Genomic DNA, 16,674 nt, shown 5'->3' with positions numbered 1-16,674 from the left:
CCTGCATGAACATGCAACGCCGCCGCGCTTCCACAGGTCCGGGACGGGGGAAGTCGTTCACCGCCCCGCACGGCCCGGTCGCATCGGCTGGGCCTCGAAGGCGCCGTGCGACCGCGCGCCGCAGGCGCCGCGCCCGGTCCCGGGCTCGAGGCATTCGGCGCCCAGGACTTCACGACCGCCCAGGAGGGCGGTCGGAATGCGGGACGCCGAGTAGTACCGAACCGCACCGCTTTGAACTTGAATGCACAATGCTCTATTCGTCACACATTCGCCCTTCCGAGATGCGGAGGCGACACGGCGGCTTGATTATCAGTGACCATGGCACCGGCAATTACCGCGCAAGTTGCACGACCCGGAATTGGAATGACCGTAATATGGCGATCCGCCATCGACGAATGGCCGCTTGTGGCCGATGATTTTCCATTCCGCGCGGCCTCGCGTTCCCTGGTTCATGGCGCTGACGACGACCGGCCGCACGAGCGGAGGACGCGTCCCGCCGCGGACCGTCCGAGTCCGGTCCCACTCGGCCGGCCCCCGGCCCGCCGAGCCCGAGCGAGAATTGTCCAGTTACTCCGGATTGCACGGAACGGAAGGAGACGAGATGCGGCCCGTCCGACAACCAGGCGTTACCCGCCAAAGCAGTCGAGAGGCGGCGGAACCCCGGGATTGCGGGGCGGCGGGCACGGAGAACCCGGGCGGTCCGGAAGCGAAGTGTTTTCTAACGCTGCCGAGAGCTTTCCATCTGCCGGGCTCCCCGCTCTTCCAAAAGTCGACCCGGTCACGGGAAGATTAGGATCGGTAACGCAGAGCAACCACCAACGGAAGCCAAAACTGATCATGGACACGCCCGTCAACCCCGCTGACCAGGCGTTAGCCCGTCTCCGCGAGGACTTCCAAGGCCACCGGATCTGGCGCGCGACGCGCTACGACGGAAAGCTCGGCGACTGGGTCGCCACGCTGCACGACCCGAAGGCCGGCATTGACCCGACCGTTATATGCACCACCGCGGACGAACTCCGCAAGGTGCTCACCAACGAGCTCAGCCGCGCAGCCTGCCAGCCGACGCCCCTACGCGGCAGCCGGGGGCGCCGGTAATGGGATGGATCGAACCGAAGCATCTCCCTACCGGCGCCTCGGCGTCCTCCATCACGGACCATCTCGACCGGCTCGCACGGGAAGTGGTCCGGGAGGGCTGGGAGGCCGTGCCGCGCTACGAGGGGACGCGCCCGTTCCTGCGCGTCTTCGACCCGGCCGTCCCGGGGTTCGGCGAGAGCATCGCGCTCGTCCCCGGGGCGGTGCCGGACCTCTGGTGCTACCGGTCCAGCACCGGAGAGGAGCTGGGCCCGCACACGGACCCGGTCGGCGCGGCCGGGCAGGTCACCCGGATCCTCACGCCCTTCGTGACGGCCGCGCTCGCCCGCCGGGCGCGCCGCCCGGTGCGGAACGGCGTCGCGCTCCCGGCCCCGCCGCCCGACCCCGACCCGTCCCGCACGAGAACGATCGCCGACCTCCACGCGCGCTTCGGGGTCATCTGCTGGTGGGGCGCCCACACCAAGGAGTGGTGGGCCCTCATCCCCGGCGCCGCGCGGTGGAGGCTCGTCAACGCGCCCGCTTCGGAGGCCCTCGCCGAGACGATCGCCGCCCACGCGCTCCCGTAGCCCTCCGGGCGGCCGGGGAGGCCGTTCCCTCCCCGGCGCCCGGGCTCACTTCGGGGCGGGCTGGTCGCCGTCCTTGAGGAGGGCCTTATGGATCTTGCCTACGGGGGTCAGGGGGACGTCCCGGGTGATGACGAACTGGCGCGGGACCTTGTAGTCGGCCAGGCGGTCCCGGCAGTAGGCGGTCAGTTCCTCGGCGGTGGGCGGCTCGGCGTCCGGGCGTGGGACGACGTAGAAGCGCCCGACCTCGCCCAGGACCGCGTCGGGGACCCCGATGCCGGCGGCCATCGCGACCTTCGGGTGGGCGGTCAGGACGTTCTCGATCTCGACCGGGTAGACGTTGAAGCCGCCCTGGATGTACATCTCCTTCTTCCGCCCGCGCAGGACCAGGTGCCCGTCGGGCTCCATCTCGACCATGTCCCCGGTGGCGAGCCAGCCGTCCGGGAGGAACACCTCGGCGGTCTCGTCCGGCATGTCCCAGTATCCGGCGGCAACGCAGGCGCCGCGGATCTGGAGCTCGCCGGTCTCGCCCGGCGGGAGGACGGTGCCGTCGGGCGCCGTCACGCGGGCCTCGAAGTCGCCGATAACCGCCCCGAGAGTCCGGGAGACCGTCTCGGGGTCGTCGTCCATCGGCGACAGCACGCAGGCGCCCGACGACTCCGACAGGCCGTACAGGCCGTAGAGCGGCGCGCCGGGGAAGCCGCGCCGGATCGCGTCGGCGAGCGCGGGCTCCACGTTGGAGCCGCCCGCCATGCACAGCCGCACGGACGAGACGTCGTGCTCGGCGAAGTCGGGGCGGCCGAGCATCAGCACGTACATCGTCGGGACGGCGCCGAGGAACGTCACCCGGTGCCGCTCGATCGCGCGCAGGGCGGCGTCCGGCGAGAACGCGGGCAGGAGCGCGACCGATCCCCCGCTGACCAGCGCCGCCATGATCGTGCAGGTGATGCCGCCGACGTGGTTGAACGGGAGGTGCCCGAGCAGGACGTCGTCGTCCGCCATTCCGAAGTGGTCGGCCTGGGCCGAGGCGGAGGCCAGCATGCTGCGGTGGGTGATGACCGCGCCCTTCGGGCGTCCCGTGGTCCCGGACGTGTAGAGGATCATCAGCGGGTCGTCCGGAGCCACCGCGGCGCGGGCCGCGGGGAGGGACTCGGGGGCCGGGGCGGAGGCCAGGGCGTCGAAGCCCGCACCGAAGTACACGGCGGGGATCCCGGACGACTCGAAGTAGGCGGCGAAGTCGAAGTCGGGCACGGCGTCGACGCTGATGACCAGCCGGGCGCCGCTCTGGCCGAGCATGTGGGACAGCTCCCGCTCCCGGTAGCGGACGTTGAGCGGGACGACGACGGCGCCGATCCGGGCCGCGCCGAAGAACGCCGCCAGCCACTGCGCGGTGTTGGGGCCGAGCAGGCCGACGCGGTCGCCCCGGCCGACGCCGCGGGCCAGCAGCCCGGCCGCGACCCGGTCGGTCAGCTCGTCGAACCCGGTGAACGTGATGGTGTGATCGCCGTCGTGGAGGAACGCCTCGTCCCGCGTCGCCGCGGCCTCCAGCGCCCCTCCGACCGTCACTGCCCGCATGTCGCCTTCCCTCGTCCCGGTGGCATCTCATCAGGGAGCGGTCGTGCACACACCTCAGAGCTTGCGGCCGACTCCGGCGTAGAACCAGATCGGCAGGGCCTCCTCGAGCGCGACCGGACGCTCGGGCCGCCACAGCGGCGCCCACACCAGGCCGGGGTCGACCAGGTCGAAGTCGCCGAACAGCCCCGTCACCTGCTCGCGGGTCCGCGGCGTGCCGGGCGCGTTCGTCCTCTTGTAGACCTCCACGACCTTCGCCACGATGTCGGGCACGCCGTCGGCGGAGGCGTGGGTGATCGCCATGTGGCTGCCGGGAGCGAGGGCGTCGCGCAGTTCGGCCATGATGCCGGGCGGGTCGTCCTCGTCGGGGATGAAGTGCAGGGTCGCGATCGTCAGCAGCGCGACCGGCTTCCGCAGGTCCAGCAGCCGGGTGATCTCGGGGTGCTCCAGGATCTCGCGGGGGCGGCGGATGTCGGCCTGGACCATCCGGGTGCCGGGCGAGTCGGCGAGGATGGCCCGCCCGTGCGCGACCACCTGGCCGTCGTAGTCGACGTAGGCGACGCGGGCGGCGGCGTTCACCGCCTGCGCGATCTGGTGGACGTTCTGCTGGGTGGGCAGCCCGGTGCCGATGTCGAGGAACTGGTCGATGCCCTGCTCGGCCATGTACCGGACGGCGCGGCCCATGAACGCCCGGTTCTCCTTGATCAGGGTGGTCAGGGTGGGGTCGGCGGCCTTGGCCTCCTCGGCGCGGAGGCGGTCGGCCTCGTAGTGGTCCTTGCCGCCGAGGTAGTAGTCGTACATGCGAGCGATGTTCGGCACGCTCGGGTCGAATCCGCCTGGCCCAAACCCCTCGCCTGCCACCGTGCCTCCCTCGCGGACAGCCCCATGCTGATCTTCACACGCCACTCTATGGTCTGCAATCGCTCCATCGGACCGGTCCACACGAACAACCGATCACGATTCGGTCGGACGGCGGGAGGCCCCGGCCGGGCCGACCGGCCGGGGCCTCCCGCCGCCGCGGATCAGAGCTTGGGGGTGCCCTGCAGACCCCAGGTCTGGTCCCCTTGGCCGTCGTCGTTGACGTTGGCGACGACGTGCCCGTCGGCGGTGTTCCCGCTGATGTTCAGGTAGGAGCCGGAACTCGGCAGCCGGCAGGTGCGCGACCCGGAGGAGCTGCCGTTGATCGCCGAGGTGAAGTCGCAGGTCCTGGTCTTGACGTCGGCGTCGTTCTGCTCGATCCGGACCTGGACGTCGAAGTTCTCGAACTTGCCCGCCCCGGAGTCGCCCCAGCTGACCTCGGCGGTCGCCCACTTGTAGCTGTCGCCGCCTCCCGAGCCGCCCCAGTTGCGGTAGATGCAGAGCTTCACCGTGACGTCGGCGTTGAAGCCGTTGGTCGGGTACTCCTTCGAACTCGTCGCGCACTGGGTGTCGGTCGCGTTCGCGGGTCCCGCCAGCGTCAGCGTGCCGAGACCGGCCAGCGACGTCGCCGCCAGCCCCGTGGCCAGCATCCGGCCCATCCGCTGCTTCACTTGCCCTCCTGTCCGGAGAAGCCGCGAGGCTCTCCTTGATCACGAACGACCTTACGGACGATCCGAAACCAAGATCAATCCTTTTGCGCAGCGCCGCCATGTCCAGCGACCACGGGATGACGGCGGAGAGCAGCGCGAGGCCGAGGCACGCGAGCAGCACCTCCGGTCACCGCATGATCGACCATCGCCTGGAGACCCTGCGCGTGCTGCGGGAGCGGGGCACGGTCACCGCGACCGCCGACGCGCTGCACCTGACGCCCTCGACGGTGTCGCAGCAGCTCCGGCAGCTCGCCCGCGACCTCGGCGTCGACCTGCTGGAGGCGCAGGGGCGGCGGGTGCGGCTCACCGCCGCGGCGCACACGGTGCTGCGGCACGCCGACGTCCTGGCCGCGCAGTGGGAGCGTGCCCGCGCCGACCTCGCCGGCCACCGCGCCGGGACGGCCGGGCAGGTGCGGTTCTGCGCCGTCTCCAGCGCCCTCGCCGCGCTCGTGGCGCCGGCCGCCGCGGCTCCGCGAGGAGCATCCGGCGCTCGCCGTGCACATGAGCGAGAAGGAGAGCGAGGACGCCGCCCACCTGCTCCTCGCCCGGCACTGCGACATCGCCGTGGTCGTCCCCAGCGAGCAGACCCCGGCCCCGGACGACGCGCGGTTCGCGCAGTGGCCGGTGCTCGACGAGCCGCAGGACCTGCTCGTCCCGGCCGGGCATCCGCTCGCCGCGGGCGGGGCGGCCCGGCTCGCCGACGCGGCGGCCGAGCCCTGGATCGGCTCACCGGACCGGTTCGACCAGCACCAGCTCATGCTCGCCGCCTGCGCCGCCGCGCGGCCCTGACGATCGACAACCGCGGCGAAGGCCCCTAACTTGAGTGCTTCGGTGGCGGTTACCTCCGGCGGCCGCGCGTCCTCCGCCGGATGTCAGCTGAATGGAGAAGTCATGCCCTTCCCCGCAGGGCACGAGCCTCAGGCGTTCGACCCGACCGCGCCCAACGAGAGCCGCATGCACGACTACTACCTCGGCGGCAAGGACAACTACGCCGCCGACCGGGAGGCGGCGCTCCAGGCGATCGAGCTGGCACCGGAGCTGCCCGTCCTGGCGCGGGAGGGCCGCAAGTTCCTGGACCGCGTCGTGCGGTTCCTCGCGGCCGCGGGAATCCGCCAGTTCCTGGACATCGGGACCGGTCTGCCCACGCAGGGAAGCGTCCACCAGATCGCCCAGGCGGTGGCGCCCGACTGCCGGGTCGTGTACGTGGACAACGACCCCGTGGTGCGCGTCCACGCCCAGGCCCTGCTGGGGAAGGACCCCCGCACCGCGGTCGTCGAGGCCGACATGCGCGATGCCGAAGGGATCGCGGGCGACCCGGCCCTGCGCCGCCTGATCGACCTCGACCAGCCGACGGCGCTGCTGTTCTTCCACGTCCTCTACACCATCCCCGACGACGAGGAGGTGGCGCGGAGCGTCGGGCGGCTGGGCGACCTGATGGCCCCGGGCAGCTACATGGCGATCTCGCATCCGGTCAGCGACCTGTGCCCGGAGGTCACCGCGCGGCTCGCCTTCCTCTACCAGCAGCAGACCCACGCGATCCGCGGCACGCCCCGGTCGAACATCCGCACCAGGGCCGAGGTGGAGCGGCTCTTCTCCGGCTGGGACCTGGTCGAGCCCGGTGTCGTCTACCTCCCCATGTGGCGTCCCGAGCACGAGACCATCGAGACGTCCAGGCCGATCTGGAGCGTCGGGGGCGTCGGGCACAAGCCCTGACGCCCGTCACGCGACCGGCGTGCCGTAGACGCTCACCTCGGTGAGGTGGAAGGTGAGGTTGGCGGTGTTGCCGGTCCCCACCACCCGGACGTAGCGGGCCCGGGCCTCGGTGGCCATGGTGTCGCCCGCGTCGGCGGCGGGGCGGGGCCCGTTGCGGCCGCCGATGCCGAACCAGTGGACGCCCGGCCTCACCTGTCCCACGGTGGGGCAGGCGGTGGACGACCTGGTCGAGGCGGGCTGGCTCCAGCAGCACGACCCGGCGGCCGCGTCCCGCACGGCGGCCGCCCCACCGTCCGGGTCTCCCTGCACGGCCGCGCCGCGCCCGTGCTCGGGCTCGACGTCGGCCCGCACACGGTCAGCGCGGGGGTCGGCGAGCTCGCCGCCCGGCGCCTGGCGGCCGTCCGACGCCCCGTCGGCCGGAGCGAGGCCGGGCTGAGCGAGGCCTGCCACCTCCTGCGCGCCGCCGACGAGGTGATCGGGCTCGCCCTCCAGGAGGCCGGTCTCGGCGCGGACGAGATCGCCGGGGTGGTGGCCGCCCCGCCGGGCATCGTCGACCCCGGCGCGAGCCGCGTCCTGCTGGCGCCGAGCGTGCCCGGCTGGACGTCGGTGGACCTCGCCGGCCACCTGCGCGTCCTCACTGGCGCCCTGCACCTGGCCGTCGCCGAGGTCTGGCGCCGCATCCCGGCGGTGGATCCGCACGGCCGGGCATGACCCGGGCGCCGGAAAATGCCCGGACGCGGCCCGCGGCGGCTCCGGCGCCCGGGAAATGCGGAACTGCCGCCGGCGGCTATCCCACGATCAGCTGGAAGTTCACCGGCCGGTTGCCCGGGAATGCCACTTCGCCATTGCCGTCGAGCATTTTAAAGCGCACGAAACAGAAGGCCGGCCCGGGCGGGGCCGTCACCTGGGTCCGGATGTCGACGACCCCGCCGGGCGGTGTGTCCGGGACCGGGACGTCCACGATCGTCTGGCACTGGTCGCGGCGCTGCGGCAGGTCGATGCGGTGCAGGGAGTAGCCGCGCCAGGCGACGGCGCCGGTGTTCTTGAAGCGCCACACCTTCTCGGCCTTCGCGCCGCGGCGGACGCGGGTGCAGTCGGGCAGGGTGACGTCGGCGACGAACACGGCGCGGTCGCCCTCGTGCGCGGGCGCGCTCTGCGGCGGGTTCTGCTGCTTCACGGGGCAGTCGGAGGAGGTGATCACCGGGCCGGCGGAGGAGACCGGCCGGCGGGCGGCGGTGTTGCCGGTGGCGTCCGGCAGGAGGGAGTCCCCGATCACGGCGGCAGCGGCGATGGCCGCGGCCAGGGCCCCCAGCGCGACGTACCGGCGGCGCGACCGCGCGAACCTCCGAGCGGGCCCGTGCTCGACCACGTACGGGACCGCGGGGCCGGAGATGCGCACGATCTCGCCGCTCTGGCGCGGCCCGTCCCGGTCCTGCGCATGCGGATCCGGCGCTTCCTGGACGTGCGTGCCCTGGTCGCGCGCACGCGGGTCGCCCGGATCGAGGGCCGCCGCCACGCCGGCCGGCGCGGGCTCCCGGTCGGCCGGGCCCGCCTCGCCCCGTTCGGCCGGTGCCGGGGCGGCGAGCGGCTGCTGCCCCGCGGCGCCCGCCGTGCGGACCAGCCGGTTCGCCGCCTCCCAGCGCTCGCGGTAGGCCTCCGGGTCGGCGCCGCAGGCCTTGACGAACTCGACCGTCGTCGCCCAGCTCGGGAGCCGGTTGCCCTGGGCCGCCTCGTGCAGGGTGGTGTGGGAGATCGCCCGCGAGCGGCCCGCCATCTCGCGGAACGACGGCGTGCCCGCCGAGGCGCGCAGTGCCCGCAGGTCGGCGGCGAAGCCCTCGATGGCGCGGGCGCGGTCCTTTCGCGACTTCCCCGGTGCGCCCGACACGTCCAGCTCCCTCGTCTACCGCGCATCGGCGCAACGGCGCCGTCGCGTGGCCCGCAGATTACCGGGCTCCCGGGGTTCTGGGTAGCTTGCCGTTTCGAAGCGGCTGTGTTAGAAACGCCGGCCGGGCTGATCACCCGGCGCCTTTTCCATGGCCGCCGGGTTAATGCCGAAGCAACGGCGATTATGGAATGGCGTCGAAGAGGCCGGGCGGCCCGGCGCGGGAGCGGGTCAGCCGGAGCCGCCGAAACTGATCTCGTTGCCCTCCGCGTCCCGGAAGACCACCTTGGTCACCCCGTTGCCGTACTCCTCGCGCTCCACCGGGGCGATGCCCCGCTCGGCGAGCGCCGCCACCCGGTCGCCGAGATCGTCCACGAACGAGAACACCAGGGCGTTCCCCGCCCGCTCCGGGTCCTGGACGATGTAGACGTACCGGTGCTCGGCCACCTCCCACACGGCCTCGACGTCGTTGGGCAGGAAGGACGGCTCGCCGCCGAAGAAGCGCTCGTACCACGGCCGCGCCGCCGCGTAGTCGGTGACGGGGATGCCTGCGAACAGATCGAGTGACATGTCTTTCCTCGCGCGTCGTCGATGCGTCGTGGATACGACCACGGTGGCGCCGCGAACTCATCGCGCCGGAGGGCGGCCGGTCCGTCCGCATGATCGGGCGGGCGGGTCGGTGCCATCCCGGACGGTCGGGCAGACTGGCCACGCGGCCCCCTCGGCCCGGTCGCGAAGTGTCCGCCTCTCGGAAAGGGATCTCGATGCGCGTTGTCTCGGAGGAGCATCTGGCACGGGTGCTCGCAGGGCTGCCGGGACGGCCCCGGATCGTGGCCGGCGGCAACTTCGCCGCCCCGCGCCGGGCACTCGGGATCGTGGACGCCGCGGTGGGCGAGTACCGGCTGTTCATGCTCAACGCCCAGGCGGGCCTTCCGGACCGCGAGGGCGTGGACCTGGAGACGCCCTTCGTCGGCGCCGGGATGCGCGGCCGCGCGAACCTGCGCTACTTCCCGTCGCGGCTGTCGCTGGTGCCGAACCTGCTGAAGGGCTCGCTGCCGCCGGACGTGGTGATCGTGCAGACCTCCCCGCCGGTCGGCGGGACCGTCTCGCTCGGGATCGAGGTGAACATCCTGCCCGCGGCCATCGAGGCCGTCCGGGCGCGGGGCGGCCTGGTCATCGCGCAGATCAACCCCGGCATGCCCTACACGTTCGGGGACGCCGTCCTGGCCACCGACGAGATCGACCTGGCGATCGAGGACGACGAGCCGCTCGCCACCCCGGTCCCCCGGCCGCCCGGGGAGGTCGCCCACGAGATCGGCCGGCGGGTCGCCCGGCTCGTCCCGGAGGACGCCACCCTCCAGCTCGGCATCGGCGCCATCCCGGACGCCGTGCTCTCCTCGCTCCTCGAGCGGCGGGGGCTCCGCGTCTGGTCGGAGATGTTCAGCGACGGCGTGCTGGCGCTGGAGAAGGCGGGGGCGCTCGACGCCGGCAGCCCGATCACCGCGTCGTTCGCGTTCGGCGGTCCGGAGCTCTACGCCTGGGCCGACCGCAACGAGCGGATCCGGATGCTGCGCACCGAGAAGACCAACGACCCGAGCCTCATCGCCCGCCAGCCCCGGATGGTGTCGGTGAACTCCGCGCTCCAGGTCGACCTGTTCGCCCAGGCCAACGCCAGCCGCGTCCGCGGGGCGATCTACTCCGGCTTCGGCGGGCAGACCGACTTCGTCGTCGGCGCTCTGCACTCCCCCGGCGGGCACGCCGTCATCGCCCTGCCGTCCTGGCATCCGCGCGCGGACGTCTCGACCGTCATCCCGCGCGTCACCGGCCCGGTCACCTCGTTCCAGCACAGCTACATCGTCAGCGAGCAGGGCACCGCCACCGTCTGGGGCAAGGACGCGGCCTCCCAGGCGCAGCAGATCATCGACAACGTCGCCCACCCCTCCGCCCGCGACGAGCTGCGCGTGCAGGGCCGGGAGCTCGGCTTCCCGCTGCGCTGACCCTCACCCCGGCGCGGCGGCCCGCGCTCGCACGCCCTCCTTCCCTGCGAGACGGCGGTGTCTTCCCGGTCCGATTCGTCAGGGACGGTAGGTGCGGCCTTCGACGCCCCACTCCCCGTAGGGCGGGAGCGCGCCGCCGTCGATGGCGCGGATGCTGGGACGTCCGATATGGGCGAACACCAGGCGGCGCACCCGGCGGCGGCGGGCCTGCTCGGCGGTGTCCAGGACGGCCGCATGCCCGCCGACTCCCCGGGCGAAGCGGATCGGGCGGCGCCATCCGGCCGCGTCGGCGAACAGCAGGTCGGCGCCGTCCGCCCAGTCGGGGAACTCCCAGAACTCCGGCGCCCAGACCGTGCGGGTGCCGCCGGCCTCGATCCGGTAGCCGTAGGCGGGGTGGGTGGTGTGAACCACCGGCACTGGCTCGATGCTGATTCCGGCGCTGCGGAACGGGGCGACGGCGGGCTCCAGATCCAGGCTCCTGCACCGGCGGCGGATGTCCGGCATCAGTTCGGCGCGGTCGTCGGTCACCAGCCACGCCCCCACCCGGTCCGGCGGCACCGCGTCCCCGCCGCCGTCCAGCATGACGCGGTCGGGGCCGTGCCGGACCAGCAGGCCGGCGGGACGGAAGCGCGGCGAGTTCATCGCCCCGACCCCGAGCAGGCTGAACCGCGGGAACCGGTCCACGGTCCGCCCGTCCCCCGTCGGCGCCGATCTACTCCGTCCACCGGTGCCGAGCCCTCCGTGATCAAGCGGCGGCATGAAGCCGTGCCCCTATTGGCAGAGCGCCAATAAGGGTCTAGGGTTCCGGATTGGCTCAGGAAACCCGGGAGCGTCCGACATCGCGTTCGGGGAGGGCGCGCCCGGCCCGAGGAGGAGCGAAGGCATGGACAGACCCACCAGACGCAACGTGTTGATGACGGGCGGTGCGCTCGGTGCGCTCGGCGCGCTGAGCGTCGCCTCGCCCGCGCAGGCGTCCTCACTGTGGACGTGGTCGCCCAAGGGCTCGGTGGCGGGCGCGGGCAAGGGCGCCGACCCGCGATGGGTCTGGGACCCCGAGGCGGACGAACTGGTCGCCTCGCTGCTCGACCGGGGCGACGTCCCCAAGGTCAACGAGCTGCTGCGGCAGTGGACGAAGAACGGGCAGCCGCTGCCGGACGGGCTTCCGGCGGATCTGCGCGACTTCATGGAGCGCGCCCGCAGGCTGCCGGACTGGGCCGACCGGGGCAAGCTGGCCACCGCGTTCGAGTTCAACGAGAAGCGGGGCCTCTACCTCGGCGTCACCTACGGCTTCGCCAGCGGGATGATGAGCACGGCCATCCCGCACGAGGCGCGCGCGGTCTACTACTCCAAGGGCGGCGCGGACATGAAGGACCGCATCACCAAGACCGCCAAGCTCGGCTACGACATCGGCACCGAGAAGGCCTTCGAGCCCGAAGGCGAGATGGTCGTGACCTGCGTCAAGACCCGCCTCGTGCACGCCGCCGTGCGCCACCTGCTGCCGAAGTCCCCGTACTGGTCCAAGACGGCCGACGAGAAGATCCCGATCAGCCAGGCGGACATGATGGTCACCTGGCACAGCCTTCCCACGACCGTCATGCAGAACCTGGTCAAGTGGAAGGTGCCGATCCCGGCCGCCGAGTCCGAGGCGTTCCTGCACTCCTGGCAGCTCGCCGGGCACATGCTCGGCATCCAGGACGAGTACATCCCCAAGTCGTGGGACGAGGCGAACTCCCAGGCGAAGCAGGTGCTGGACCCGGTGCTCGCCCCGACGCCCGAGGGCGTCAAGCTGGCCGACATCCTGCTCAACCTCGGCTCCACGATCGACGGCGGGATCCTCACCAAGCCCATCCTCGGCTCGCTCACCCGCTACCTGCTCGGCGACGAGATCGCCGGATGGCTGAGGATCTCCCCGGACCCGCTGTGGGACCCGCTCATCGAGACCCTCTGGCCGCCCTTCGTCGCCGTCCGCGAGGGCGTCCTCGACCTCACGAAGGCGCCCAAGGAGCTTCGGCAGCTCTACTGGGCCTTCGACGAGATCCTCCGCCAGGGCGCCCTGCTCTACCTGTCCGGGTTCAAGCTGCCGATCAGCATCGAGATCCCGCAGACCAACAACCCGCACTACTGACCCGGGCCACCCCGGACCGCGGCTCCCGCTCCCCCGAAGACGCTCGACGTCGACGCCGGGCTCTGAACCGAGGAGGTTCCGAGCCCGGCGCGATCCGCCGCGCCTCCCGCCCGCGAGCGGTACAGTCGGCGGTCCAGCGTTGCGACCGTCGACGAGGAGAGCCCCGATGATCGCCAGAGTGTGGCGCGCGACCGCCACCGCCGAGGGCGCGGAAGCCTACCGCGACCACTTCACGGGCTCGGTGCTCCCGGCCCTCGCCTCCGTGGACGGCCATCGAGGCGCGTACCTGTTCCGCCGGGACGCGGGCGACCGGGTGGAGCTGGAGGTCATGACGCTGTGGGACTCCCTCGACGCCGTCCGGGCGTTCGCGGGAGACGACATCTCGACGGCCGTCGTGGAGCCGGAGGCGCAGGCCGCCGTCCTGGCCTACGACACGACGGTCACCCACCGGACGGTCATGGTCGACTCCGTCTCCGACGCGCGGTAGGGCGGAGCCGTCCCGTCCGGCTAGGACGCGCTGCGGACGAGGTCGTGGACGGCCTCGCTCATGGTGACCGGGTCGACCTCGCCGAGCGGCACCGTGTCCCGGGGTGAGCCGGCGGGGGCCGGCCCCGCCCACAGGGCGTTGATCTTCTGGTCCTCGCCCTCGCCGTACATGTAGTACCCCAGGCCCGGGCTCAGGTCCGCCACGACGTACAGGCCGGCGGGGTCGCGCCGGGCGAGCCACCCGCCCGCGAACCCTCCGTCGGCGTCCAGCGACTCCCACCGCCCCTGGGAGTGGCCCTTGGCCTTGCCGTAGGGCAGGACGAGCCCCTCCACCCGGGCGAGCCGGTGCGCGGCGCGCTCGTCGTCCGTGAGGCGGTGGACGGGGCGCCCGAGCTGCTCGAACGGCTGGAGGATCTCGTAGTCGGCGAACAGTTCGGCCCAGGCGTCGAGGTCGCCGCCCAGCAGCACGGGATGGGCGATGCTGATGCGGGCGTCCGGCGCGGGGGTGAACAGGTCGTCGCCGACCCCCGCGTAGGCGCGGCCTTCGTCGACGCGGAAGGCGGTTCCTGAATCGGTGGTCCACACCAGCCGGCGGACGATGTGGCCCAGCAGCGGGTGGTCGACGAACAGGGCGCGGAACTCCTCCGGCGTCCAGCTCCGCCGATTGATCATGGCCAGTTCCAGGCGCCTGATCTCCTGGTCGGCGATCGTCCGCAGATCCTTGCGGAGGCCGGTGAACAGGGCGTGGGCGGCGGGGGCGAGCGCCGGATCGTCCTTGGGGCCGGGCTTCGGCGCGCTCTTGCGCCGCTTGCCGCCGGGCTCCACGACCAGCGGGACGAGCTGCTCGTCGAACGTCACGGTGAACCGGCGCGCGCCGTAGTCCAGGACGAGGGTGCCCCGCTCGTCCAGCCCGAAGTCCGGGACGGCGCGGTCGGCCAGCGCGTCCCGCGTCATCCCGCGCGCCGCGGCGATCGCGTCGATCGTGCGGTCCGCCCTGGCTTTCAGCCCTTTGTACCTGCCGCGGCGGGTCAGCTCGAACAGGTGGGTCAGGGCCACGTCGGAGCCGACCGCGGCGAGGACGTCCAGCGCGGCCGCGGCCCGGCCGGCGAGGCCCTGGCCCGGCCACGCCTTGATCAGCGGGCTGAGCCGCCGCACCGTCGTGTCGTCGCCGATGAGCCCGAGCTGCGCCAGCGCCCAGTTGTGCCGCGTCGGCGCGCCGAGCGCGTGCCAGCGCTGGAACACCGCCCAAGAGAATTCGGCCAGCGAGTGCCGGTCGCAGTACGAGCGGACCTCCGCCGCCTCGGGCGCCTTCTTGGCGAGCAGGGTCAGCAGGCGCGCGGTCGCGCTCGCGGGCAGCGCCCGGTCGCCGCCGCGGGTGAGGATCCGTGGAAGCAGCGCGGGGTCGGCCCAGTCCGTCTTCGCGCCCCGGCCCGGCTTGCCGGTGAGGATGGCGGGCACGTCGTCGCTGTACGGGACGGCCGGTCGCGGCAGGAGCGCCTCGGCGCTCCCCGAGGGCAGCGACTCGGCAAGGGCCGGCCTGACGTGCAGCAGCCCGCGCACCGTTCCCGCCGCCTGCAGGCCCCTCACCGTGTCGTCGCCGACCAGCGGGGCCAAGGCTCGGAGCGCGTGCTCCGGGTGCCGTTCGGCCGCCTCCTGCAGAGCGGCCGGCACGCCTTGCAGTCCCATGTGGTCGAGCAGGAGCGGAAAGACCCTCTCGTCCGCGATCCCCACTAGGGCCCTTAGGACGATCGGCCGCGTCTCGTCGGCGTTGTATCCGCCCTGGAGCGCCCTGTCGAGCAGCGGGAGAGCCTCCGCGCCCAGGGCGTCGAGAAGCGTTCCGATGACGCCGGGAGTGACCGGCACCCAGCCCACCCTGTCGATCTGCGCCGCGCTGGACAGCGAGCACACCAGGTACTCGTGTTCGAGTGCCTGGTGCATCCACCCGAAGGAGTCGTCGAAGGTCTCGTCCAGCCAGGCCGTCTCGGACGGGAGGAGGTAGGCGGCCACCCGCCGCCTCCAGGCGTCACCGCGATGGCACGACACTCGTGCGACGGCGTTGCGGTACTCGTCCTCGGGCGCGGCGGCCAGCAGCGTGCGGAGCCGCTTGAGCGCCCCCTTCTCGGCGAGCCACCGGTTCGCCGGGAAGTGGTCCTCGGTGGTGACGCGCCGGATCTCGCCGCGCCATCCCCTGGGCGGGTCGACGTAGCTGTAGGCGACCAGCCGGACGACGCCGTCGGGGCCGGGTGTCGCGGGTACCGGCACCGGGCCGGGTTCGATCGAGAAGAGCTCGGTGACCGCGCAGGCGGCGAACGGGAGCCCGTGGTCCAGCACCCACGCGTCCAGGAACGCCGCACCGCCGGCGCCTTCGAGGTACTTCACCGCGACGGCGGCGACGGCCGCCGCGCCCGCCGGGTCGGCCTCCCCGTCCAGCCACGCCCGCGCGGCGCGGCCGATCTCCGGGTCGGTGCGCTCGTGCTCCAGCATCTCCGCGGCGATCGGGCGGGCCTCCCGCAACCGCTCGCGCGCCCTCCGCGCCGCGCCCTCGTCCGGGACGGCCGGCGGAACGGGAACGCCGCCGCGCCTCGGATGGATGTGCTCACGCCACTCGACCGGGATCTCCACCGTCTCGACCATGGCACCGCAAACTAGCGGCGGCGGCCGACATCCCGACCTGGCGCCGGCCGGCCCTGCCCGGCGGTGCCCTCGCTCAGTCCTCCTGGCGGGTCTTGTGGGCCCATCGCGCCGGGTCGGCCTCCAGCGAGGCGCGGTCCCAGCCGCCGAGGTCGGCCGCCGCCTCGTAGGTGCCCTGAAGGAACTCCAGGAGGGCTCCGTCGGGGTCGGGGTGCTCCCGCACGGCTTCGTACGGCAGCAGGAACTGGCCGTTCTCCCGGCTGTAGAAGGCGCCGGACGGGCCCACCGGACGGTCGGCGAACCCGGCGGGCTCGGGGTAGGCGTAGGCGTAGAAGGCGCCCTCCTCGCCCCCGCCCGGCCAGAAGCCGCAGCTGCTGAGCTCCCGCGAGTACCCCTCGACCATCACCCAGTCCCCGCAGTTCGGGGCCCCGCCCGGATGCTCGGGCGCCTCCCGCCCGGAGAAGCGCGTGCAGGCGAGGTCCATCGCGCCCCAGAAGAAGTGCACGGGGCTGACCTTGCCGATGTAGCGGGACCGGAACTCGCCCAGCACTCGCGCGGCCTGGAGCAGCTGCTGCCAGAAGAGGTGCGCCGCCTCCGGGTCGTAGGAGGCGTGCTGGTCGTCCTCCGCGAACGGGATCGCCGGTTCGACCTCGTTCGGGTGCGCCTGGATGCGCGTCTCGATCCCCAGCTCGTGCAGTGCCTCCATCGTCCGGGCGTAGAACCGCGACACCGGCATGGGCGCGAGCTCGAACTCCCGGAGACTGCCGTCCGAGGAGCGGATCCGCAGCCGGTGGTCGACGAAGTCGAACTCGACGTCGAACACGCCGCCGTCGTACGGGATCGCGGACGTGGTCAGCCCGCGCGGGCTGACGTACAGCGTCACGTTCCACCAGTGGTTCAGCAGCGGCGCGTGGGCCAGCCGGACCTTGCCGACGATCTGCGTCCACATGTGCAGCGTGTCGCGCGTCCGCGTCCAGTCGGCGACGCGCAGCCGCGGCCAGGACTGTCGTTCCACCAGGGGCCCCCTTCCAGCCGGAACACCATG

The 16,674-nt window shown here is 72.8% G+C and carries 17 protein-coding genes and 1 pseudogene; 9 read left to right on the top strand and 9 right to left on the bottom strand.

The genetic code is table 11. The features are described 5' to 3' along the window. Positions 1–837 precede the first annotated feature (837 nt). Both ABWI07_RS33095 and ABWI07_RS33090 read left to right on the top strand, forming a co-directional pair. Positions 838–1,095: a hypothetical protein gene (locus ABWI07_RS33095; RefSeq protein ID WP_353820971.1), complete on the top strand. Its 258-nt coding sequence runs from the start codon at positions 838–840 to the stop codon at positions 1,093–1,095. Beyond that, positions 1,095–1,658 (top strand): hypothetical protein, encoded by a 564-nt coding sequence (locus ABWI07_RS33090; RefSeq protein ID WP_353820970.1) that lies wholly within the window; start codon positions 1,095–1,097, stop codon positions 1,656–1,658. The genes ABWI07_RS33095 and ABWI07_RS33090 overlap by 1 nt, the downstream gene beginning before the upstream one ends. A gap of 45 nt (positions 1,659–1,703) precedes the next feature. Here ABWI07_RS33090 and ABWI07_RS33085 read toward each other — a convergent pair whose 3' ends face one another. From ABWI07_RS33085 to ABWI07_RS33075, 3 genes are all read right to left on the bottom strand, one after another. After that, positions 1,704–3,230 carry a class I adenylate-forming enzyme family protein gene (locus tag ABWI07_RS33085; RefSeq protein ID WP_353820969.1) on the bottom strand — a complete coding sequence of 509 codons (1,527 nt, stop codon included), beginning with the start codon at positions 3,228–3,230 and terminating at the stop codon, positions 1,704–1,706. A 54-nt stretch (positions 3,231–3,284) separates the two neighbouring features. Next, positions 3,285–4,046, bottom strand: a complete 762-nt coding sequence (locus ABWI07_RS33080; RefSeq protein ID WP_353820968.1) for an SAM-dependent methyltransferase — start codon at positions 4,044–4,046, stop codon at positions 3,285–3,287. A 203-nt stretch (positions 4,047–4,249) separates the two neighbouring features. Beyond that, a complete protein-coding gene (locus ABWI07_RS33075; protein WP_353820967.1) occupies positions 4,250–4,756 on the bottom strand; it encodes a hypothetical protein in 507 nt (168 codons plus the stop codon). 98 nt (positions 4,757–4,854) lie between these two features. Here ABWI07_RS33075 and ABWI07_RS33070 point away from each other — a divergent pair. The 3 genes and pseudogenes from ABWI07_RS33070 to ABWI07_RS33060 all read left to right on the top strand — a co-directional run. After that, a pseudogene (locus ABWI07_RS33070) lies at positions 4,855–5,052 on the top strand (helix-turn-helix domain-containing protein); the annotation flags it as partial. 244 nt (positions 5,053–5,296) lie between these two features. After that, on the top strand, positions 5,297–5,584 hold the full coding sequence (locus tag ABWI07_RS33065) for a LysR substrate-binding domain-containing protein (RefSeq protein ID WP_353820966.1): 288 nt from the start codon (positions 5,297–5,299) through the stop codon (positions 5,582–5,584). A 102-nt stretch (positions 5,585–5,686) separates the two neighbouring features. Beyond that, positions 5,687–6,508 (top strand): SAM-dependent methyltransferase, encoded by an 822-nt coding sequence (locus ABWI07_RS33060; RefSeq protein WP_149264630.1) that lies wholly within the window; start codon positions 5,687–5,689, stop codon positions 6,506–6,508. Between the two features lie 6 nt (positions 6,509–6,514). Here ABWI07_RS33060 and ABWI07_RS33055 read toward each other — a convergent pair whose 3' ends face one another. Continuing rightward, on the bottom strand, positions 6,515–6,859 hold the full coding sequence (locus tag ABWI07_RS33055; RefSeq protein WP_353820965.1) for a hypothetical protein: 345 nt from the start codon (positions 6,857–6,859) through the stop codon (positions 6,515–6,517). Between ABWI07_RS33055 and ABWI07_RS33050 the strand changes: the two genes are divergently transcribed. Then, positions 6,833–7,219, top strand: coding sequence for a hypothetical protein (locus ABWI07_RS33050; protein WP_353820964.1), 387 nt, complete (start codon positions 6,833–6,835; stop codon positions 7,217–7,219). The genes ABWI07_RS33055 and ABWI07_RS33050 overlap by 27 nt on opposite strands. Positions 7,220–7,295: 76 nt before the next feature. Here ABWI07_RS33050 and ABWI07_RS33045 read toward each other — a convergent pair whose 3' ends face one another. Together ABWI07_RS33045 and ABWI07_RS33040 are read right to left on the bottom strand one after the other, a co-directional pair. After that, complete coding sequence (locus tag ABWI07_RS33045) at positions 7,296–8,393, bottom strand: NBR1-Ig-like domain-containing protein (RefSeq protein WP_353820963.1); 1,098 nt, start codon at positions 8,391–8,393, stop codon at positions 7,296–7,298. A gap of 228 nt (positions 8,394–8,621) precedes the next feature. Next, positions 8,622–8,960, bottom strand: coding sequence for a VOC family protein (locus ABWI07_RS33040; protein WP_353820962.1), 339 nt, complete (start codon positions 8,958–8,960; stop codon positions 8,622–8,624). 194 nt (positions 8,961–9,154) lie between these two features. Here ABWI07_RS33040 and ABWI07_RS33035 point away from each other — a divergent pair, with 194 nt between their 5' ends. Beyond that, positions 9,155–10,387, top strand: a complete 1,233-nt coding sequence (locus ABWI07_RS33035) for an acetyl-CoA hydrolase/transferase family protein (protein ID WP_353820961.1) — start codon at positions 9,155–9,157, stop codon at positions 10,385–10,387. A 78-nt stretch (positions 10,388–10,465) separates the two neighbouring features. Here ABWI07_RS33035 and ABWI07_RS33030 read toward each other — a convergent pair whose 3' ends face one another. Next, entirely contained in the window at positions 10,466–11,071 is a 606-nt protein-coding gene (locus ABWI07_RS33030; protein ID WP_353820960.1) for an MBL fold metallo-hydrolase, read from the bottom strand. A 199-nt stretch (positions 11,072–11,270) separates the two neighbouring features. On the opposite strand from ABWI07_RS33030, the gene ABWI07_RS33025 reads away from it, so the two are divergent. Further along, positions 11,271–12,512, top strand: coding sequence for an oxygenase MpaB family protein (locus ABWI07_RS33025; protein WP_353820959.1), 1,242 nt, complete (start codon positions 11,271–11,273; stop codon positions 12,510–12,512). A 166-nt stretch (positions 12,513–12,678) separates the two neighbouring features. Next, the gene (locus tag ABWI07_RS33020) at positions 12,679–12,999 is read left to right on the top strand and encodes an antibiotic biosynthesis monooxygenase (RefSeq protein WP_353820958.1); all 321 of its coding nucleotides are present in this window, start codon (positions 12,679–12,681) and stop codon (positions 12,997–12,999) included. A gap of 20 nt (positions 13,000–13,019) precedes the next feature. Here ABWI07_RS33020 and ABWI07_RS33015 read toward each other — a convergent pair whose 3' ends face one another. Together ABWI07_RS33015 and ABWI07_RS33010 are read right to left on the bottom strand one after the other, a co-directional pair. After that, complete coding sequence (locus ABWI07_RS33015; RefSeq protein WP_353820957.1) at positions 13,020–15,632, bottom strand: DUF4132 domain-containing protein; 2,613 nt, start codon at positions 15,630–15,632, stop codon at positions 13,020–13,022. 73 nt (positions 15,633–15,705) lie between these two features. Next, on the bottom strand, positions 15,706–16,644 hold the full coding sequence (locus tag ABWI07_RS33010; protein WP_235037410.1) for a DUF5996 family protein: 939 nt from the start codon (positions 16,642–16,644) through the stop codon (positions 15,706–15,708). Between the last annotated feature and the right edge of the window lie 30 nt (positions 16,645–16,674).

The sequence above is a fragment of the Actinomadura sp. NPDC000600 genome (genome assembly GCF_040492135.1).
GTDB lineage: Bacteria > Actinomycetota > Actinomycetes > Streptosporangiales > Streptosporangiaceae > Spirillospora.
This window is presented reverse-complemented; position numbering and strand designations above follow the sequence as displayed.